The following is a 21,008-nucleotide window of genomic DNA, read 5'->3' as shown; positions in this document are numbered from 1 at the left end:
ATGGCTTCTCAGATCCTTTCTGCCATCATCGTCATCATCATCGGCGTGGGCGGCTGCGTCGCCTATTTCTGGGGCGCGAACAAAACGCTCGACCTGGTCTTCCCGTCGCGAGGCGTCAGTGGCGGCACCGCCGTCGACAATCTGCGCCGCCAGGGCATGATCCGGCCATGGCTGTTCATAGGCCCGGCCATGATCATCCTCGTCGTCTACCTGATCTATCCGGTCGTGCAGACGCTTTATCTGTCCTTCCATGACCGTGCAGGCGAGAATTTCGTCGGTGTCGACAACTACATCTGGGCCTTCGGCGACCGCGAGTTCCGCAACTCGATCCTCAACAACCTGCTCTGGCTCCTGGTGGTGCCGGCGGCCTGCACCTTCCTCGGCCTGGTGATCGCCGTGCTGACCGACAAGATCTGGTGGGGCACCATCGCCAAGAGCCTGATCTTCCTGCCGCTCGCGATCTCCTTCGTCGGCGCCAGCGTCATCTGGAAGTTCATCTACGAGTATCGCGGCGAGGGCCAGGTGCAGATCGGCCTGCTCAATGCCATCGTGCAGGGCCTCGGCGGCAATCCGCAGGTCTGGATATCGCTGCCGTTCTGGAACAATTTTTTCCTGATGGCGATCCTGATCTGGATCCAGACCGGCTTCGCCATGGTCATCCTGTCGGCAGCACTCCGCGGCATTCCCGAGGAGACCATCGAGGCGGCGGTCATCGACGGCGCCAGCCCCTTCCAGATCTTCTGGAAGATCATGGTGCCGCAGATCTGGGGAACCATCGCCGTGGTGTGGACCACGATCACCATCCTGGTGCTCAAGGTGTTCGACATCGTGCTGACCATGACCAACGGCCAGTGGAACAGCCAGGTGCTCGCCAACCTCATGTTCGACTGGATGTTCCGAGGCGGCGGCGATTTCGGCCGTGGCGCCACGATTGCGATCATCATCATGATCGCGGTGCTGCCGATCATGATCTGGAACATCCGTCAGGCGAACAAGGAAACGGGAGGGCACTGACATGGCGCAGGCAAGTGGCAAGTCAGCCGGAAAGTCCTTCCTCGGCCGTTTCGGCGTCCATATCGCGGTGCTGGTCTTTGTCGTCATCTGGACCATCCCGACGCTCGGCATCCTCGTGTCGTCGCTGCGTGACAAGGACCAGATCATCGCCTCGGGCTGGTGGAGTTCGTTCGCGGGCTCCGTGCAGACCGAGGCGGGACGATTGCCGCCTGCGTCCGCCCAGAAGGAGAAGGACGGCAAATTCGTCATCGAGGGCAATCTGTTCGAACAGCCCGGCAGCCGCGAGATCCAGGCTTTCGGCACGCGCGCCCAGGCTCCGACCGAATTCGCCGCCGGCAGCGTCGCCGAGTTGAAGGACGGCGTGACCTTGCAGGTCAATGCGGACGGCAGCTTCATCGCGTCGTCTCCCGTCGCCTTCGAGGGCGATCGCGGCCAGCGCGTCTATTATTCCGCCTCGGCGCCGCCGCGCTTCACCACCGAGAACTACGAGACGGTGCTGTTTTCGGAAGGCATCGGCCGTTCCTTCATCAATTCGCTGACGGTGACGGTCCCGGCGACGGTCATCCCGATCATGATCGCGGCCTTCGCCGCCTACGCGCTCGCCTGGATGCGATTTCCCGGCCGCGCCCTGATCATCGCCACCATCATCGGCCTGCTGGTCGTGCCGCTGCAGATGGCGCTGATCCCACTTCTCCAGCTCTACAACGGTGTCGCAATGTTCTTCGGCGTGCCGTCGAAGACCTATCTCGGCATCTGGCTGGCGCATACGGGCTTTGGGCTTCCCTTCGCCATCTACCTGCTCAGAAGCTATATGGCCGGCCTGCCGCGCGAACTGATGGAATCGGCCCGCATCGACGGCGCCAGCGACTTCGAGATCTTCATCAAGATCGTGCTGCCGCTCTCCTTCCCCGTGCTCGCCTCCTTCGCCATCTTCCAGTTCCTGTGGGTGTGGAACGATCTGCTGGTGGCGATGGTTTTCCTGCGTACCGACGCCGACCAGCTTGTGCTGACGGCACGGCTGAATGCCCTGCTGGGCTCGCGCGGTGGCGATTGGGAGATCCTCACGACCTCCGCTTTCGTCACCATCATCGTACCGCTGATCGTGTTCTTCTCGCTTCAGCGCTATTTCGTCCGCGGCCTGCTCGCGGGCTCCGTGAAAGGAGGTTGATCGATGCAATCGGCAGCACGCAGGGTCGAGCGGCCCGAAACGGCCCCGGATCGCGACTGGTGGCGCGGCGCGGTGATCTACCAGATCTATCCGCGCAGCTACCAGGACTCCAATAGCGACGGTGTCGGCGATCTGAAGGGCATCATCCGCCGCTTGCCCTACATCGCAGACCTCGGCGCCGACGCGATCTGGATCTCGCCTTTCTGCAAGTCGCCGATGAAGGATTTCGGCTACGACGTCTCGGACTATTGCGACGTCGATCCGATGTTCGGCACGCTTTCGGATTTCGACGCGCTGATCGCCGAGGCGCACCGGCTCGGCCTCAAGGTGATGATGGACGAGGTGATCTCGCACACCGCCGACGTGCATCCCTGGTTCAAGGAAAGCCGCTCCAGCCGCAGCAATCCCAAGGCAGACTGGTATGTCTGGGCCGACGCCAAGCCGGACGGCACGCCGCCCAACAACTGGCTGTCGATCTTCGGCGGCTCGGCCTGGGCGTGGGACACCCGGCGCCAGCAATACTACATGCACAATTTTCTGACCGAGCAGCCGGACCTGAACTTTCACAACCGGGAAGTTCAGGATGCATTGCTCGACGTCACCCGCTTCTGGCTGGAACGCGGCGTCGACGGCTTCCGGCTGGACACCATCAATTTCTACTTCCACAGCCAGGGCCTGGAGGACAATCCGGCGCTGCCGCCCGCCGAGCGCAACGACCAGACCGCGCCCTCGGTCAATCCCTACAACTACCAGGACCATATCTACGACAAGAGCCGGCCGGAGAATGTCGGCTTCCTCAAGCGCTTCCGCGCGCTGCTCGACGAATATCCGGCGGCCGCGGCGGTCGGCGAGGTGGGGGATTCGCAGCGCGGGCTGCAGGTCGTGGCCGACTACACCGGCGGCGGCGACCGCGTGCAGATGTGCTACGCCTTCGATTTCCTGGCGCCGGAGAAGATCAGCGCGCCGAAAGTGAAGACGGTGCTGGAGGATTTCGGCCGCGTCGCAACTGACGGCTGGGCTTGCTGGGCCTTCTCCAATCACGACGTGAAGCGCCACGCCTCGCGCTGGGGCGAGGGGGAGGCCGACCGCACTGCCTATCTGAAAGTGATCTCGGCGCTGCTGATGTCGCTGCGCGGCTCGGTCTGCATCTACCAGGGCGAGGAACTGGGCCTGACCGAGGCCGACCTCGCCTTCGAGGATCTGCAGGACCCTTATGGCATCCGCTTCTGGCCGGAGTTCAAGGGCCGCGACGGCTGCCGCACGCCGATGGTCTGGGATTCGAAGGCGCTGAATGGCGGCTTCTCGACGGCGAAGCCATGGCTGCCCGTTCCGGCCGAACATCTTGGGCTGGCGGTCGACACCCAGAAGGGCGATGCCGCGTCGCTGCTCGAACATTACCGGCGGTTCCTGGCCTTCAGAAGGACCTATCCGGCCTTCGCCAAGGGCGAGATCGATTTCGTCTCCGCCGAGGGCAATGCGGTCGCCTTCAGCCGCCGCTACGGTAACGAGGAGATCGTCTGCGCCTTCAATCTGGGCGCTGCGCCGGCAACGATCGATCTTGGCGGCGGCCGTGCGGTGCAGGCGCTGGCGGGACACGGGTTTTCGGGCGCGCTGGACGGCGGCACGGTTCGCCTCGATGGATATGCAGCGTGGTTCGGGCGTCTGGCCTGATCGCGTCGGAGAAAAACAAGGGAGGACAACATGGCTGATCTCACCCTCAGGAACGTGAAGAAGGCGTATGGCAGCCTCTATACGCTTCACGGCATCGACCTCGACATCCAGTCCGGCGAGTTCATCGTCTTCGTCGGCCCGTCCGGCTGCGGCAAGTCGACCCTGCTGCGCACCATAGCGGGGCTGGAAGAGATCACTTCAGGCGAACTGAAGATCGCGGGCGAGGTCGTCAACGACGTGCCGCCCTCGAAGCGCGGCATCGCGATGGTCTTCCAGTCCTACGCGCTCTATCCGCACATGACCGTATACGACAACATGGCCTTCTCCATGCGCATCGCCCGCGAGAGCAAGGAGGAGATCGACAAGCGCGTGCGCAACGCGGCCGAGATCCTGCAACTGACCAAGCTGCTCGACCGCCTGCCCAAGGCGATGTCCGGCGGCCAGCGCCAGCGCGTCGCCATCGGCCGCGCCATCGTGCGCAATCCGAAGGTGTTCCTGTTCGACGAGCCGCTGTCGAACCTCGACGCCGCCCTGCGTGTCGCCACCCGCATCGAGATCGCCAAGCTGAAGGAATCGATGCCGAACACCACCATGATCTACGTCACCCACGACCAGGTCGAGGCGATGACGCTGGCCGACCGCATCGTCGTTCTGAAGGAAGGGCGTATCGAGCAGGTCGGCACGCCGATGGAGCTCTATAAGCACCCCGGCAATTTGTTCGTCGCCCAGTTCATCGGTTCGCCGGCCATGAACATCCTGCCGGCAACGCTGAGCAAGCCGGGCCTGCCGTCGCAGGTCGATGTCTTCGGCCGCAAGATCAGCGTCCCGGTGGCGACGCCTGCCGAAAGCGTCGGCAGTACCATCAGCTTCGGCGTGCGGCCGGAAGATCTTTCGGTGGCGACAGGCGACGGTTTCCTGTTCGAGGGGACCATAGACTACATCGAGCAACTCGGCGAAGTGCAGCTGGTCTATCTCGACATCGGCCGACCCAACGAGCCTATCGTGGCGAAACTGCCCGGCAATGCCGCCATCCAGCGGGGCTCGAAGCTCCGGCTCGCAGCCGATGCCGGCGACCTGCATATCTTCGACACGAATGGTTTGTCTTTCGCGCGCACGCGCGAGGAGGCGAAGGCCGCCTGATCTCTCCTCCCGTCTGGCGCCTTTGCGGCGGGCTCCCGAGAGGGAGCCCGCCTGCATGATGGGTCCACTGGATGCCGGCCGCCGCGCGGACAGTCAAAGGGAGCAGCCACTGGTACTATGCCGCGCTCGCTTCATGTGCGCCGACGCTCGGCATCGTGGAACTGACCTCGCCCACCAGAAAGACCTCCATCGCCTCGCCGCGCCCGCGCAGCCGGTGCATGCCGGCAGGTATGGTTTCGAACCGCTCGTCTAGCCGGGAGGCGGTCTCGGCCGAGATGGCGATCGAGACCGGTGCTTTCGGGGCGAGCGTCTTGCCCAGCCCTTGCAATCTCTGGCTGACATTCACCGTGTCGCCGATGATCGTGTAGTTCACGCGGTCGGACGCGCCGATGTTGCCGACGATGACGGGCCCCGTGTGGATGCCGATGCGCACCCGAAGCGCGGTCCGCCCTTCGGCCGCGGCGAGCAGATTGTCGGCTTCCAGTTCCTCGCGGATGGCCGCGGCGGCGCGCACCGCGGCGGCGGCATGCCCTTTCAGATGGTCGGGCGCGCCGAAGAAGGCCATCATGCCGTCGCCCAGGAACTTGTCGACCGTGCCGCCCTGCTGGTCGACGGCCCGGCACAGGATGGCGAAGTGCCGGTTGAGCAGTTTTGCCGCCTCGGCCGCGCCCATGCGCTCCGACAGCGCCGTGAAATCGGCGATGTCGGTGAACATTACGGTGACGATCGCCTCGCGCGATTCGACCACCCCGATCTCGCCGCTGCGCACCAGCTTCGCCACCAGCGAGCGAGGGATGTAGGTGGAGAAGGCGCGCAGGCCGATCAGCATGGCGTTGAAGGCTGACGCCTGGTCGTCCAATTCCAGCACCCGGCTGCGCGGCAGCGGCGACAGTCCATCGAGGTCGAAATCGGCGACGCGCGTCGCCTGGCCCGCAATCGCCTGGATCGGCCGGGACAGGCGCCTTCCCAGCAGGATCGCAACGATGACCGCTGCCACCATGGCCGCCAGCCCGAGCATGGCCGACCCGATGACGCGCTCGATCTCGCCGCCGATCTGGCTGCTCTCGAAATAGGCGCCGATCGTCCAGGGCTGCTCTCCATAGCCGGGAATCTTGCGGGTAATGGCGATGTAGGTCGTGTCGTTGCCCCACCATTCGGACGAATCCTTGCCACCCCCGATGTCGATCTCGGCAAGCTCGACATTGCGGGTGCGCCGTGATCCGAACGGCTCCTCCACCTGGCGCGTGGTATAGCCGGCCAGCACCGGATCGCCGAAAGCAGCGAGCTGCATAAGCGGCGCGATGCCGTTCTTCGACGCATTGGGATCGGCCAGGCGCTCGTCCGCCAGGACACGATCGTCGCCGTCGAGAATGAAGGCATGGGTGCCGAAGCGTGTCGACAATTGCTGTGTGATCTCGGAGAGTTTTTGCAGCTCGACCGCGGCGATCACCCAGCCCTGCGGCGCGGCGCCGTTGGCGAGCGGCACCGAAACCTGCGCGAACAGGCCGTGTTCGTTGGCGACGAACGCGCCCCAGCGACGCCCGTTGACCTGGCGGCGCTGCTCCAGGGCCGCCAGGACCTGCGGCGCCTTCTCGGGCTCGGGTTCGAAGCGCCGGATCGATCCTGGCGTATCTCCTTGCCTTTCGCGCGCCACCCCGCGGCAGACCATGTCAGGTGTGCAGATCAGCATGGCGGTGACCTGCTTCGTGGCCGAAAGCGCACCGGCGAGTGTCGCCGCCATCGCATCTTCGTTGTCGATGCGGAACTCACCCTGCGCATAAAGCTGTGCGACGCCGTCCACCGCGCTTTCCGCGCGCTCCATCTCGGAGCGCAGCGAATCCTCCATGGCGTCGACAAGCAGTGTCGACTGCGCGCCGAGCAGGTCGAAGGTGTTGCGCAGATTGGCGCCGACGGTCAGCGCCAGCACCCCGCCGATCGACAGAAAGATCAGCGTGCCGAAGCTCAGCGCCATGATCACGGAGACAGGAATGCGGCGTCGCCGGTCCGTCGGACGTTGCAGCCGTACCGGCTGTGTCGAGGAGCTCATGCCGCCAATGTCGTGATGAAAAGGGCAAATGCAAGTCCGACTCGCCAATAGCGTGTCCCGCCCGATCCTCGCCGATCCGCGTCGCCTGGGTTGGCGGAGCAATCCACCAAGCCGGTCTCGCCGGCTATGTCGACCGATGGGCAACGGCATTTTCCCGGCAGCACGGATCGCCGCCGCGCCGGGAAAAAAGGCGCGCCGTCCGTCGATCCCCGGTTTCTCGCGTTCGTTCGGCGCGGCCGTCAGGATGTGTCGGGGCTATCCAGGGCGTAGACGGCCAGCGCATGGGCATGGGCAAGAATCTCGTCGACCTCGCGGATTTTTCGCGGATGGGTCGCGCCCGGCTCGTAGTGCGACAGCCGGCCGCCGGGCGGGCGTCCGCGCCGCAGCGGCGAGAGGCGCCGGCGGGAGATGGCGCCGTCCCGCGCGATTGCGGCATCGCGCCGGGCCTGCCAGCGGGCAAAACGTTGTGCCTGGCCCGGCAGGTCGTCGAGCGCGGCGGTGAGCGCGGCAAGGCGCTGGCCGAGACGTGAGGCGTCGATCGGATCGTTCGGCGAGGGAGGTGGCGGCAGCGGGCGATACGTCGCGCCGAAATCGAGGCCCAGAATGCGCGGGGCGGCGTGGGCGGGAACAGCGCGGCGCGGAACGTGGAACAGCCGTCGCGGCGGATCGAGCAGCGACAGCGAGAGGGTGCGCGGGGTGGGCTTGGCACGCTTCTTCGGCCCTTTTGGCAGGAAGGCGCGGGGACCTCGCAACGTTGCTGGCTTCGGCTTGCGCGGACGTAGCGGCGGCAGGGTTACGACGATCCCACGTGCGGCCGCGATGATGAGGCGTCGCGCGGCGGCTTCGGCCGGACGCAACAGCCGCAGGATGGCGAGGTAGAGATGGCGGGGGAGGGTAAGTGCCGGGGACAGTTTACTTTTTTCCGCCCGCACCTGCCTTGAAGCGGCTGCGCCTTTCCGCGGAAAGAAAGTAAACTGTCCCCCAGCGCCAACACCCTCAGCGCCACGGTTTCCAGCGCCAACGTCCCCAGCGCCCGGCATCCCGGCGCCAAGGCTTCCAGCGCCCATTTCGGCCATGGCGACGAGCATGGCGAGGATGCGCTTCAGCGCCTCCCAGTTTCGCTCGATTGCCGCAGTCCCGTCCATCGCCACTCGTTTCCAGCCAAGGCCGGCGAAGATTGTCGCTCAGGTCGGGAAAGAGGGGATGAATTCCCGAAAAATTGTTGGCTTGTGCTGCCTGGCGGGCCAGCAAGGCATTGAAAAGGCGAGAACGGACTTCCGGAAAACAGAAAAGTTTTGGGACGCAACGGCTGTTGTGTCCCCTTTTTGGAGGGTCGGGGAAGCGTTCGCCCTCCAGAGCGCCGGCGTTACCGCTCATTTGTTTTGGAGTGCGGCGGTGTCTCGAATGGCATCGGCATCGCTCTGGACGCTGGATGCGACACGCCCCGAGCCAGCGGAAAACGCCTCCCAGCGGTTCCCTGGCGGATCAGCCGAGGAAGGTGTCGTAGAGCAGCTTCAGGTTCAGCGCCACGATGACCGCCGCGACCAGCCAGGCAGTGGCCGACATCCAGAGCGGGATGGTGAATTTCCCCATCTTCTTGCGGTCGGCGACGAAATAGACCAGCGGGATGACGGCGAAGGGAAGCTGCATCGACAGGATCACCTGGCTGAGCACCAGCAGATGCGCCGTGCCGCTTTCGCCGTAAAGCGCCGTGACGATCACGACCGGGACGATGGCTATGCCGCGCGTCAGCAGCCGCCGAGCCAGATGCGGAAGGCGGAGTCGAAGGAAACCCTCCATGACGATCTGGCCGGCGAGCGTCGCGGTGATCGTCGAGTTGAGGCCGGAGGCCAGCAGCGCCACCGCGAACAGCGTCGAGGCGATGCCCAGCCCGAGCATCGGAGACAACAATTCGTGAGCCTGGCCGATCTCGGCGATGTCGGTGCGGCCGTTCTCGTGGAACACGGCAGCCGCCACGATCAGGATCGAGGCGTTGATGAACAGCGCCAGCATCAGCGCGATGGTCGAATCGGTCGTCGCCCATTTGATCGCGTCGCGCTTGCCCGCGTCGGTGCGGGGATAGGCGCGGGTCTGCACGATCGACGAGTGCAGGTAGAGATTGTGCGGCATGACGGTGGCGCCGAGGATGCCGATGGCGATGTAGAGCATCTCCGGATTGGTGACGACTTCCGAGGACGGGATGAAGCCGCGCAGGACGGCCGCGACGGGCGGCGCGGCGGCGACGATCTGGACCAGGAAGCAGACAGCGATGACGATGAGCAGGGCGATGACGAAGGCTTCGAGATAGCGGAAGCCGCGATTCATCAGCAGCAGCAGCAGGAAGGCGTCAAGCGCGGCGATCAGCGCGCCGCCGATCAGCGGAATGCCGAACAGAAGTTGCAGGGCAATCGCCGTGCCGATGACCTCCGCGAGATCGCAGGCGATGATGGCGAGTTCGCAGGCAACCCAGAGCGCATAGTTGACCGGCTTCGGGAAACTGTCGCGGCAGGCCTGGGCGAGGTCGCGGCCGGTGACGATGCCGAGGCGGGCGGCCAGCGCCTGCAAGAGAATCGCCATCAGGTTCGACAGCAGGATGACGCAGAGCAGCGTATAGCCGAACTTCGAACCGCCGGCGATATCGGTCGCCCAGTTGCCCGGGTCCATATAGCCGACCGACACCATGTAGCCGGGGCCGGCGAAAGCCAGCAGCCTGCGCATCCACGAGCCGCCGATGGGCACCGCGACCGACGAGTTGACCTCCGGCAGGCTCGCGCGGTCGGCTACCCGTGCATAGCCCCAGCCCGTTGCCGGGAGGAGGTCATCCTTGGTCGTGATATCGGTCATTTCGTGCCTTTGCCGCATACGCCTTGCGTCACTGTCCCTAATTTGTGCCAAGTCTCAACATTATGCAATAGGCTATATTACATTTATCAGGCTACGCACCTTGCCCTGGCGGCAGGTGGGAGAGCCGCTCCGGCAGGAGTTTGGGGAAAGATCGGCCGCGGCGGTATTCCACCCGGCGGAAAATGAGAGTCCGTGCTATCATTCATAACCTTGAGGACGAACGCAGACGGAGAACGCACGATTGCTGGGAAAACGCCGCCCGAGACCGCGCCAGCAACCGCTGCCCACCGCGGAGACGCACTCCGAGGGGTTTCGTCAGTCGCGGGAGGCGCGCCGCACGTCGCTGGTCGAGGATTATGTCGAGCTGATCGCCGACCTGATCGAGGACGGCAATGAGGCGCGGCAGGTCGACATCGCGGCACGGCTCGGCGTCGCCCAGCCGACGGTGGCGAAGATGCTGGCGCGGCTGACCGCCGACGGGCTGGTGACGCGAAAACCGTATCGCGGCGTGTTTCTGACCGACGCCGGCCGCAAGATCGCGCAGGACAGCCGCGCCCGCCACGAGACCGTCGAGGCTTTCCTGTGTTCGCTCGGCGTCAGTGCCGAGACCGCGCGCATCGACGCGGAAGGCATCGAACACTACGTCAGCGCCGAGACGCTGGAAGCGTTTCGCAAGGCGCTGACGAAATCGCGTTGAAGAGGTCCGGCGGCGGCGGTTGACGAAGCCGGCGTGTGGCGTCAAACATCCGCCACCGCCCACAAAGGGGCGGAGCCAACAAGCAGCAAGGGCGGAAGCGCGACATGCAAAAAGCCGAAATCGGCCTGATCGGCCTTGGCGTGATGGGATCGAACCTGGCGCTCAACATCGCCGAGAAAGGCCATCGCATCGCGGTCTACAACCGCACGACCTCGCGCACCCACGAATTCGCCGCCGAGGCCGGGCCGCTCCGCGACATGGTCGTGCCCTGCGACACGATCGAGGCGCTGGCCGAGGCGATAGAGCCGCCGCGTCCGGTGGTCATCATGACCCAGGCCGGCAAGCCGGTGGACGAACAGATCGCGCTGCTGCGCGGCGTGCTGTCGGCCAACGACATCATCATCGATGCCGGCAATGCCAATTTCCGCGACACGATGCGCCGCTTCAACGAACTCGACGGCACCGGCCTGACCTTCATCGGCATGGGCGTGTCCGGTGGCGAGGAGGGCGCCCGCCACGGCCCGTCGATCATGGCCGGCGGCACCGAGCAGTCCTTCAAGCGCATCGAAAAGGTGCTGCTCGACATTTCGGCGAAATACAAGGGCGAGCCTTGCGCCGCCTGGCTCGGGCCGAACGGTGCCGGGCATTTCGTGAAAACCATCCACAACGGCATCGAATATGCCGACATGCAGATGATCGCCGAGATCTATGGCATTCTGCGCGACGGGCTGGGGTTTTCCGCCGCCGAATGCAGCGAGATCTTCAACACCTGGAACAAGGGCCGGCTGGAATCCTACCTGATCGAGATTTCCGGCATCGTTCTGGGCGCGACCGATCCGATCACCGGCAAGCCGATGGTCGACATGATCGTCGACAAGGCGGGGCAGAAGGGCACCGGCAAATGGTCGGCGATCGAGGCGCAGAATATGGGCGTGCCGGCGACCGGCATCGAGGCGGCGGTGGCCGCCCGCAGCCTGTCCTCCTTCAAGGCGCAGCGCGAGAAGGCCGAGACGGTTCTCGGGCTGCCCGCCGCCGGCCAGATCAAGTCGCTGGACCGCAAGCAATTGATCGCCGATCTCGAACTGGCGCTGCTCGCCGGCAAGATAGGCGCCTATGCCCAGGGTTTTGCGGTGATGGCTGAAGCCTCAAAAGAGTTCGGCTGGAACCTGCCGATGCCGACGATCGCGCAGATCTGGCGCGCCGGCTGCATCATCCGCTCACAATTCCTCGACGACATCACCTCGGCGTTCCGCGCGGCACCCGATGCCGACAATCTGGTGATCACACCGGCCTTCGCGGCGCTGGTGAAGGAGACCGACGGGGCGTTACGCCGCACCGTGTCGGTCGCCGCGCTCAATGGCCTCGCGGTGCCCGCGCTCGCCTCGGCGCTCGGCTATTTCGACAGCTATCGGCGCGGACGCGGCACGGCGAACCTCATCCAGGCACAACGCGACTTTTTTGGCGCGCACGGGTTTGACCGCGTTGACGGCGTCGACAAGCATCACGGGCCGTGGGGCAGCGGGCTAGCCGATTTTTCCTGAAGGCGGCCGTCCCTCCGGGAAGGGCGCCGCCGATCCGGCGCGACCAAAAGCCTACCGCGCTTCCACCTCGGTCGGCAGCGACAGGCTCTGCAGGCTTTTGGGGTTCTTGCCTTCGATGGCGCCCAGCACCGAGCGGGCGAGTTCGCTGCCGGCGAAGCGGACGCTTTCATTGACGACGTAGAGCGTCGGCCGCAGAAGGTGCAGCAGACGCGACGACTGTTTCGACACGATGTCGACGTCCTTGCCGACGGTGAGCCCGACATCCTCGACCGCTGCCACCAGGGCAAAGGTCGCCTGGCCGCTGCCCGAGACGATGCCGTCGGGCCGGTTGGGCCGGCTCATCAGCTCGGTCATGCGCCCACGGATATCGTCGATGGAGTGATCCACCGTCGCGCCGGTGAACGGCGCCTCCGTGAGGCCGGCCTCGGCCAGCGCCTCGAGGAAACCGTCGCGCATATGGTTGTGGTAGGTGAGGCGGCGCGGCGGGGCGAGCAGCGCCAGCCGCCTGCGGCCGAGTTCGGCCAGCTTGCGCACGGCCTGGACGGCGTAGGCGCGGTTGTCGAAATCATGGAACGGGTGGTCGATGCCCATGTCGGTGCGGCCATGCGTGGCAAACGGAAAGCCCCGCTCGGTCATGTAGCGCACCCGCGCGTCCTGGGGCTCCGTGCGCGAGATGATGATGCCGTCGGCCGACCCGGTCTCGACCACGTAGCGCACGGGTTCCATCGGGTCGTTGTTGCGGGAGTAGGGCGTGACGATCAGATGATAAGGCGTCGCAGCCAGTTGCTCGGAAATGCCGTAGATGAGGTCCGAGACGAAGCCGCCGACCTGCTCTTCCGTGTCGAGGACAAGGCTGATGACGTTGGTCTTGCCGGTGCGCAGGCGCACGCCGGCGCGGTTCGGCCGGTAGCCGACCTGGCGGGCGACCAGGCGGACCCGTTTCTTGGTTTCCTCGCCGATGTCCGGCGCGTCCTTGAGCGCGCGCGACACGGTGGTGACGCCGAGCCCGGTCATGAAGGCGATGGTTTTCAGCGTCGGGCGCGATGCCTCGCCCGCCCGTTCGTCCGCCCGCTCCTGTCCACCTTCGCCATCCATCAAGCCCGCCTATCAGCCGTCCAGCCAAACGGCAATCGTCGCATGGCGGCAAATGTGCCATCGACCGCCTCGCTCGGGATAAACTGAAACGTTGCAGTTTTCAATGCTGCCCGTCTCGTCGCCGCTGCTGTGGATACGGCTGCCGCGCTGTTGGTCCGTGCGCTATGGGAAACACTTGCTCACAAGTCGGTCCGTGCCGGATTTATGCGCAAAAGATTTGCGTATATGTTGCAGCGCGGGAGGAATTTGGCGATGCAGCACGCTTGTTGCCTGCCATATAATTCGGGTATCGAAAAAAATGCGGCGCTTTTTGTCGGCATGGGTTGCGTCGGTTCGACAAATCCCCTAAGAAAAAACTGTAACGTTTCAGTTCAGGGAGGAATGCCGATGCGTTATCGACTTTATCGCGCTGCGCTCGCGGCCGGCGCCGCACTTTTCGCAATCGCCCCGGCCTCGGCCACCGATCTCGAGGTCGCCCATTGGTGGACCTCCGGCGGTGAAGCGGCCGCGGTGGCCGAATTCGCCAAGGCCTTCGACGCCACCGGCAATAAGTGGATCGACGCCGCCATAGCCGGCGCCGGCAACACGGCGCGTCCGATCATGGTCAGCCGCATCACCGGCGGCGATCCGATGGGCGCCTTCCAGTTCAACCACGGCCGCCAGGCGGAAGAGCTCATCGAAGCCGGCCTGCTGCAGGACATGACCGAGGTCGCCACGCAGGAGAAATGGGCCGAGATCGTGCGGCCGAAAAGCCTGCTCGACAGTTGCACCGTCGACGGCAAGGTCTATTGCGCCCCGGTCAACATCCACTCGTGGCAGTGGCTCTGGCTGTCCAATAAGGCGTTCGAGGATGCCGGCGTGCCGGTGCCGACCAATTGGGACGAGTTCGTCGCTGCCGCTCCCGCGCTGGAAAAGGCCGGCAAGATACCGCTCGCCATCGGCGGCCAGCCCTGGCAGACGACGGGCGCCTTCAACGTGCTGATCCCCGCCATCGCCGGCAAGGACGTCTTCCTCAAGGTCTACAAGGACCATGACGCGGAAGCCGCCGCGGGGCCGGAGATCGCCAAGGTGTTCAAGGCGGCCGACGATGCGCGCAAGATGTCGGCGAAGTCGAACGTCCAGGACTGGAACCAAGCGACGAACCTCGTGATTACCGGCCAAGCCGGCGGCCAGATCATGGGCGACTGGGCGCAGGGCGAGTTCCAGGTGGCCGGCCAGGTCGCGGGCAAGGACTACACCTGCCTGCCCGGCCTCGGCGTCAACGCGCTGATCTCGACCGGCGGCGACGCCTTCTACTTTCCCAAGCTCAACGATGCGGAGAAGACGAAGGCGCAGTTCGTGCTGGCCAAGACCATGCTCGACCCCACCACGCAAGTGGCCTTCAACCTCAAGAAGGGCTCGGTGCCCGTGCGTGGCGACGTCGATCTCGCCGCCGCCAACGACTGCATGAAGAAGGGCCTCGAAATCCTCGCTGCGGGCAATGTCATACCGGACACCAACCAGCTCAACACCGAGGACACCAATAACCAGCTCAACGACCTCTTCGTGGAGTTCTTCAAGACGCCGTCGCTGACCCCGGAGGACGCGCAGAAGCGCTTCGCCGAGATCATCGCGAACGCCGACTGATCTTCACGCCAAGGGGCATCCCGGCGCCGGCTCCACCCAGTGGCCGGCGTCCGGATTTTGCCCGGACCTCAGGACGGTGAGCACATGACCGACGGCCCGAGGGCTCGTCCGAGCCGGTTGTTTCGCAACCTCAACGCCAAGATCGCATCGATCCCGATGATCCTGACCGCCCTTGTGGTCTTCGTCGGTGGCACGGTCTGGACCGTGGTCCATTCCTTCACCAATTCGCGGCTTCTGCCCCGCCTGAATTTCGTAGGGCTCGACCAGTACGAGCGCCTGTGGACCACGCCGCGCTGGCTGATCTCGATCGAGAACCTGCTGATCTACGGCAGCCTGTCGCTGATCTTTTCCCTGCTGATCGGCTTCATGCTCGCGGCACTTCTCGACCAGAAGATCCGCTTCGAAGACGCTTTCCGCACGATCTTCCTTTATCCCTTCGCGCTTTCCTTCGTCGTCACCGGACTTGTCTGGCAATGGCTGCTCAATCCCGACTTCGGGGTGCAGCATGTGGTGAGGGGTTTTGGCTGGGAGAGCTTCTCCTTCAACCCGCTCTACACCAAGGAACTGGTCATCTACGGCATTCTCTTCGCCGGGCTTTGGCAGGGAACCGGGCTGGTCATGTGCCTGATGCTGGCGGGGCTGCGCGGCATCGACGACGACATCTGGAAGGCCGCGCGCGTCGACGGCATCCCGATGTGGAAGACCTACCTCTTCATCGTCATCCCGATGATGCGGCCGGTCTTCATCACCACGCTGGTGATCATCGCTTCCGGAATTGTGCGCGTCTACGACCTCGTCGTGGCGCAAACCAGCGGAGGCCCGGCGCTCGCCTCCGAGGTGCCCGCCAAATACGTCTACGACTACATGTTCGCGGCACAGAATCTCGGCCAGGGCTTTGCCGCCTCGACGATGATGCTGGTGACGGTGGCGATCATCATCGTTCCATGGGCCTATCTCGAATTCGGGCGGAGGCGGTAGCATGTCCAATCCCGCCACCCTGGCCATAACCGTGGCAGGCGCCGATGCCGTCGCCGGCAGGCTTGCAGGCCCGAGCGGCCCGAGACCGCGCATCACCTTCTCCCGGCGCAACATCTTCATCTACGGCACGCTGATCTTCGCGGCGATCTATTACCTGATCCCGCTCTACGTGATGATCGTGACCTCGCTGAAGGGAATGCCGGAGATCCGCGTCGGCAACATCTTTTCGCCGCCGCTGGAGATCACCTTCGAGCCCTGGGTCAAGGCGTGGGCGACCGCCTGCACCGGCCTGAATTGCGATGGGCTCAGCCGCGGTTTCTGGAATTCTGTGCGCATCACGGTGCCGTCGGTGATCGTGTCGATCGCGATTGCGTCGGTGAACGGCTATGCGCTCGCCAACTGGCGTTTCAAGGGCGCCGACATCTTCTTCACCATCCTGATCGTCGGCGCCTTCATCCCCTATCAGGTGATGATCTATCCGATCGTCATCGTGCTGAGGGAGATGGGCCTCTATGGCTCGCTCACCGGCCTCGTCATCGTCCATTCGATCTTCGGCATGCCGATCCTGACGCTGCTTTTCCGCAACTATTTCGCGGCGCTACCGGAGGAACTGTTCAAGGCCGCGCGCGTCGATGGTGCCGGCTTCTGGGGCATCTATTTCCGCATCATGATGCCGATGAGCCTGCCGATCTTCGTGGTGGCCATCATCCTGCAGGTCACCGGCATCTGGAACGATTTCCTGTTCGGCGTCGTCTACACCAAGCCGGACACCTATCCGATGACCGTGCAGCTCAACAACATCGTCAATTCGGTTCAGGGCGTGAAGGAGTACAACGTCAACATGGCAGCGACACTCATCACCGGCCTCGTGCCGCTGGTCGTCTATTTCGTCTCCGGAAAACTGTTCGTGCGCGGCATCGCCGCTGGCGCGGTGAAGGGCTGAGGCGATGACGAGTGTTCTGGTCAAGGACGTTTCGCTGAATTTCGGCGCGGTCGAAGTGCTGAAGGCGCTGAACCTCGACGTGGCGGAGGGCGAGTTCATCGTGCTGCTCGGGCCGTCCGGCTGCGGAAAATCCACGCTGCTCAACTGCATCGCCGGCCTGCTCGACGTCACCGACGGGCAGATCTTCATCAACGGCAAGAACGTCACCTGGGAGGAACCGAAGGACCGCGGCATCGGCATGGTGTTCCAATCCTACGCGCTTTATCCGCAGATGTCGGTCGAGGGGAACCTTTCCTTCGGCCTGAAGAATGCCGGCCTGCCCAGGGACGAGATCGCCAAGCGCATCGCGCGCGCCGCCTCCATCCTGCAGATCGAGCCGCTGCTGCAGCGCAAGCCGTCGGCGCTGTCCGGCGGCCAGCGCCAGCGCGTCGCCATCGGCCGCGCCCTGGTGCGAGACGTCGACGTTTTTCTCTTCGACGAACCTTTGTCCAACCTTGACGCAAAGTTGCGGTCGGAACTGCGCGTCGAGATCAAGCGGCTGCACCAGACGCTCGGCAACACCATGATCTACGTCACCCACGACCAGATCGAGGCGATGACGCTGGCCGACCGTATCGCGGTGATGAAGGGCGGCCTGATCCAGCAGCTCGACCGGCCGCAGGCGATCTACACAAGACCCGTCAACCGCTTCGTCGCCGGCTTCATCGGCTCGCCGGGCATGAATTTCGTCGAAGGCGCGCTCGAAGCGCGCGATGGGCAGCCCCGCTTCCTTGCCGACGGGCTCGACGTTCCGCTTGCGACCTATGCCTTCGACGCCGCCGGTTTCCGGCCGGGACCGGCGGTCTTCGGCATGCGCCCCGAGCATGTCGGCCTCAACTCTGGCGCCGACTGGCCGTTCAGCGAGCAGGCGACGGTCGAGGTCGTCGAGCCGATGGGCTCGGACACGCTGGTCTGGACGCGCCTCGGCGGCCAGAATTTCACCGTGCGCGTCACTTCCGAACGCGCCCCCTCCGTGGGCGACCGGGTGGCGATCGGCTTCGATCCGCTGCGCGCCTCGCTGTTCGACCTTTCGACCGGCGTCCGGCTGTGACGCCTCGACTTCTCTTCCACTCAACAGGAAAACATTGATGACCTGGTCCTTCCAACTCTACAGCGCCCGCAATTTCCAGCCCTGGGACAAGGTGCTGAAACTCCTCGGGCAGGTCGGCTACAAGCAGGTCGAAGGTTTCGGCGGCGTCTACGCCGATCCGCAGGGGCTCAAGGCCGAGCTGGACAAGAACGGCCTGACCATGCCGACCGGGCACTTTTCGCTCGACATGCTGGAGAATGATTTTACCGGCGCGGAAAGGATCGCCAAAACGCTCGGCATGAAGGTCATCATCTGCCCGCATATCGCGGCCGACCTTCGCCCGTCCGACGCCGCCGGCTGGCGCGGTTTTGGCGAGCGCCTCGCCAGGGTCGGCGAGACCGCCAAGGCGGCCGGATATGAATTCGCCTGGCACAATCACGACTTCGAGTTCAAGCCGCTGGCCGACGGCTCCGTGCCGCAGGACCATATTCTCGAGGTCGCGCCGGATATCGGCTGGGAGATGGATGTGGCCTGGGTCATCCGGGGCGGCGCCGATCCCATGCCGTGGATCGACAGATACGGGCGCCGCATCGTGGCGGTCCACGTCAAGGACATCGCCAGGCAGGGTGAGGGGCTGGACGAGGACGGCTGGTCCGATGTCGGACACGGCACCGTCGACTGGAAGGGCCTGATGCAGGCATTCGGAAACAAGTCGGCCGCCCGCTTCTACGTCATGGAACAGGACAATCCGAACGACATCGAGCGTTTCGCGCGCCGGTCGTTCGACACGGTCAGTCATCTCTGAGGGCATTTCGATGGCAAAAAGACTTGGAGTAGGCGTGATCGGCAGCGGCAACATTTCCGCCGCCTATTTCTCGCTCGCGCCGCTGTTCCGCGGCATCACGATGAAGGCCGCCGCCGACATCAACATGGATGCGGCCCGCGCCCGCGCCAAGGAGTTCGACGTCCGGGCCGAGACAGTCGAGGAAATGCTGAAGTCCGACGATATCGACATTATCGTCAACCTGACGATCCCGGCGGTGCATCACGCCGTGTCGAAGGAAATCCTCGACGCCGGCAAGCATGTCTATTCGGAAAAGCCGTTCGTGCTGACGCTGAAGGAAGGCCAGGACCTCAAGGCGCGCGCCGAGAAGAAGAACCTGCGCATCGGTTCGGCTCCCGATACTTTTCTTGGCGGCGCGCACCAGCTGGTGCGCAACATCATCGACACCGGCAAGGTCGGCAAGATCACCAGCGGCACCGCCTATGTGATGAGCCACGGCATGGAGCACTGGCATCCAAATCCCGACTTCTTCTTCCAGCCGGGCGCCGGCCCGGTGCTGGATGTCGGGCCGTATTACATCACCAACCTGATCCAGCTGATCGGACCGGTGAAGCGTGTCGCCGCCATCTCTTCGACGCCCGCGCCGGAGCGCACCATCACCTCGCAGCCGCGTTTCGGCCAGAAACTGAAGGTCGAGACGCCGACCACGATCCATGCCCTGCTCGAATTCGCCAACGGCGCGGTGATAACGCTGAACGCAAGCTGGGACGTCTGGAACCACAATCACAAGCCGATGGAGCTTTACGGCGAGCAAGGCACGATCCATGTGCCCGACCCGAATTTCTTCGGCGGCGTCGTCACCTTCACCAAGCAATCATCCGCTGTGAAGAAGATGCCGAAATGGGATCATCCGCTCGGCGTGCCCAACCAGAAGCACTCTCAAGGCATGATGGCGAACTATCGCACCATCGGGCTGGCCGACATGGCGGTCGCCATCGGCGAAGGCCGCCCGCATCGCTGCTCGATGGAACTGGCGTTGCACGCGGTCGATGTCATGACCGGCATCCTGAAGGCCGGCGAGACCGGAAAGTTCGTCGAGATGACCACAACTTGCGAGCGCCCGGAAGCGCTGGGGCCGAAAGAGGCAAGGGCGCTGATGGCGAAGAAGAAATAGCTCTGCTATCCCTCCCCTTGAGGGGAGGGTGGCCGCGAAGCGGCCGGGTGGGGTCATCTCCGCCGGCTCTATCCTCAAAAAGCAGGCCGAGCCTGGCCGCAAGGACCCCACCCCGGCGCTACGCGCCGACCCTCCCCTCTAGGGGGAGGGAAACCGGAGCTGATTTCATGGCTTATTCCCCCGCCGCCGACCGCTACAAATCCATGCGCTACAACCGTTGCGGAAAATCCGGCTTGAAACTGCCGGCGATCTCGCTCGGCCTCTGGCATAATTTCGGCGACGACACGCCGATGAAGACCAAGCGCGCCATCTGCCATAAGGCCTTCGATCTCGGCATCACGCATTTCGACCTCGCCAACAATTACGGCCCGCCTCCGGGCTCCGCCGAGATTGCCTTCGGCGAGATCCTGCGCAGCGATTTTGCCGGCCTGCGCGACCAGATGATCATCTCGACCAAGGCCGGCTACGACATGTGGCCGGGTCCGTATGGCGAGTGGGGCAGCCGCAAATATGTGCTGGCCAGCCTCGACCAGAGCCTGAAGCGCATGGGCCTGGACTATGTCGACATCTTCTATTCGCACCGTTTCGACCCGGAAACGCCGCTGGAAGAGACGATGATGGCGCTGGACCACGCCGTGCGCTCCGGCAAGGCGCTCTACGCCGGCATCTCGTCCTACAATTCGCAGCGCACACGGGAAGCCGCCGCCATCCTGCGCGAACTCGGCACGCCGCTGCTGATCCACCAGCCCAGCTATTCGATGATCAACCGCTGGGTGGAGGAGGACGGTCTGCTCGACACGTTGGACGGGCTGGGCGTCGGCTCGATCGTCTTCTCGCCTCTGGCGCAAGGCATGCTGACCACCAAATATCTCGGCGGCATCCCGGAAGGCAGCCGCGCCAGCCAGGGCAAGTCGCTGCGCCCTTCCTTCATCAACGAGCAGACGATCACGAACATCCGCGCGCTGAACGGCATTGCCGAGAAACGCGGCCAGACGCTGGCGCAGATGGCGCTGGCCTGGGTGCTGCGCGGCGGCCGGGTGACGACCGCGCTGATCGGCGCCAGCCGGCCGGAGCAGGTCGAGGATTGCGTCGGCGCGCTGGACAATCTCGATTTCAGCGATGCGGAACTTGCGGAGATCGATTCCTACGCCAGGGACGCCGATATCAACCTGTGGGCGACCTCGGCCGAGCGCAAGGGGCCGGCAAGGAAGTAGTCC

At 64.4% G+C, this 21,008-nt stretch carries 17 protein-coding genes; 13 read left to right on the top strand and 4 right to left on the bottom strand.

All coding sequences use genetic code 11. The features are described from left to right. From ABMA59_RS07445 to ABMA59_RS07430, 4 genes are read left to right on the top strand one after another with little or no spacing between them, the layout of a single operon-like run. Complete coding sequence (locus ABMA59_RS07445) at nt 1-1,014, top strand: carbohydrate ABC transporter permease (protein WP_349004704.1); 1,014 nt, start codon at nt 1-3, stop codon at nt 1,012-1,014. Nucleotide 1,015: 1 nt separating this feature from the next. Next, nucleotides 1,016-2,182 (top strand): carbohydrate ABC transporter permease, encoded by a 1,167-nt coding sequence (locus ABMA59_RS07440; RefSeq protein ID WP_349004703.1) that lies wholly within the window; start codon nt 1,016-1,018, stop codon nt 2,180-2,182. 3 nt (nt 2,183-2,185) lie between these two features. Next, nucleotides 2,186-3,853, top strand: coding sequence for a beta-galactosidase BglA (bglA, locus tag ABMA59_RS07435; protein ID WP_349004702.1), 1,668 nt, complete (start codon nt 2,186-2,188; stop codon nt 3,851-3,853). Nucleotides 3,854-3,883: 30 nt separating this feature from the next. Beyond that, the gene (locus ABMA59_RS07430) at nt 3,884-4,993 is read left to right on the top strand and encodes an ABC transporter ATP-binding protein (RefSeq protein WP_349004701.1); all 1,110 of its coding nucleotides are present in this window, start codon (nt 3,884-3,886) and stop codon (nt 4,991-4,993) included. A 115-nt stretch (nt 4,994-5,108) separates the two neighbouring features. On the opposite strand, the gene ABMA59_RS07425 is transcribed toward ABMA59_RS07430, so the two are convergent. The 3 genes from ABMA59_RS07425 to ABMA59_RS07415 form a co-directional block, all read right to left on the bottom strand. Continuing rightward, a complete protein-coding gene (locus tag ABMA59_RS07425; RefSeq protein WP_349004700.1) occupies nt 5,109-7,040 on the bottom strand; it encodes an adenylate/guanylate cyclase domain-containing protein in 1,932 nt (643 codons plus the stop codon). Between the two features lie 239 nt (nt 7,041-7,279). Next, nucleotides 7,280-8,185, bottom strand: coding sequence for a hypothetical protein (locus ABMA59_RS07420; RefSeq protein WP_349004699.1), 906 nt, complete (start codon nt 8,183-8,185; stop codon nt 7,280-7,282). A 340-nt stretch (nt 8,186-8,525) separates the two neighbouring features. Then, entirely contained in the window at nt 8,526-9,884 is a 1,359-nt protein-coding gene (locus tag ABMA59_RS07415; protein WP_349004698.1) for an Nramp family divalent metal transporter, read from the bottom strand. A 244-nt stretch (nt 9,885-10,128) separates the two neighbouring features. On the opposite strand from ABMA59_RS07415, the gene mntR reads away from it, so the two are divergent. After that, nucleotides 10,129-10,581: a manganese-binding transcriptional regulator MntR gene (gene mntR, locus ABMA59_RS07410; RefSeq protein ID WP_425475883.1), complete on the top strand. Its 453-nt coding sequence runs from the start codon at nt 10,129-10,131 to the stop codon at nt 10,579-10,581. Nucleotides 10,582-10,685: 104 nt separating this feature from the next. Next, complete coding sequence (gene gndA, locus ABMA59_RS07405; RefSeq protein ID WP_349004696.1) at nt 10,686-12,122, top strand: NADP-dependent phosphogluconate dehydrogenase; 1,437 nt, start codon at nt 10,686-10,688, stop codon at nt 12,120-12,122. 51 nt (nt 12,123-12,173) lie between these two features. Here gndA and ABMA59_RS07400 read toward each other — a convergent pair whose 3' ends face one another. Further along, a complete protein-coding gene (locus ABMA59_RS07400; RefSeq protein WP_349004695.1) occupies nt 12,174-13,217 on the bottom strand; it encodes a LacI family transcriptional regulator in 1,044 nt (347 codons plus the stop codon). Nucleotides 13,218-13,604: 387 nt separating this feature from the next. Here ABMA59_RS07400 and ABMA59_RS07395 point away from each other — a divergent pair, with 387 nt between their 5' ends. From ABMA59_RS07395 to mgrA, 7 genes are all read left to right on the top strand, one after another. Further along, complete coding sequence (locus ABMA59_RS07395; protein WP_349004694.1) at nt 13,605-14,843, top strand: ABC transporter substrate-binding protein; 1,239 nt, start codon at nt 13,605-13,607, stop codon at nt 14,841-14,843. 84 nt (nt 14,844-14,927) lie between these two features. Then, complete coding sequence (locus ABMA59_RS07390) at nt 14,928-15,821, top strand: carbohydrate ABC transporter permease (RefSeq protein ID WP_349004693.1); 894 nt, start codon at nt 14,928-14,930, stop codon at nt 15,819-15,821. A gap of 1 nt (nt 15,822) precedes the next feature. Then, the gene (locus tag ABMA59_RS07385; protein WP_349004692.1) at nt 15,823-16,764 is read left to right on the top strand and encodes a carbohydrate ABC transporter permease; all 942 of its coding nucleotides are present in this window, start codon (nt 15,823-15,825) and stop codon (nt 16,762-16,764) included. A gap of 4 nt (nt 16,765-16,768) precedes the next feature. Next, nucleotides 16,769-17,854 carry an ABC transporter ATP-binding protein gene (locus tag ABMA59_RS07380; protein ID WP_349004691.1) on the top strand — a complete coding sequence of 362 codons (1,086 nt, stop codon included), beginning with the start codon at nt 16,769-16,771 and terminating at the stop codon, nt 17,852-17,854. Between the two features lie 37 nt (nt 17,855-17,891). Then, nucleotides 17,892-18,638 carry a sugar phosphate isomerase/epimerase family protein gene (locus ABMA59_RS07375; protein WP_349004690.1) on the top strand — a complete coding sequence of 249 codons (747 nt, stop codon included), beginning with the start codon at nt 17,892-17,894 and terminating at the stop codon, nt 18,636-18,638. Nucleotides 18,639-18,648: 10 nt separating this feature from the next. Continuing rightward, complete coding sequence (locus ABMA59_RS07370) at nt 18,649-19,791, top strand: Gfo/Idh/MocA family protein (RefSeq protein WP_349004689.1); 1,143 nt, start codon at nt 18,649-18,651, stop codon at nt 19,789-19,791. Nucleotides 19,792-19,958: 167 nt separating this feature from the next. Then, the gene (gene mgrA, locus ABMA59_RS07365) at nt 19,959-21,005 is read left to right on the top strand and encodes an L-glyceraldehyde 3-phosphate reductase (RefSeq protein WP_349004688.1); all 1,047 of its coding nucleotides are present in this window, start codon (nt 19,959-19,961) and stop codon (nt 21,003-21,005) included. Nucleotides 21,006-21,008: the final 3 nt, after the last annotated feature.

The sequence above is a fragment of the Mesorhizobium yinganensis genome (assembly GCF_040081985.1).
Taxonomy (GTDB): domain Bacteria; phylum Pseudomonadota; class Alphaproteobacteria; order Rhizobiales; family Rhizobiaceae; genus Kumtagia; species Kumtagia yinganensis.
The sequence above is the reverse complement of the archived record's forward strand: the minus strand, read 5'-3'. Positions and strand labels throughout refer to the sequence as shown.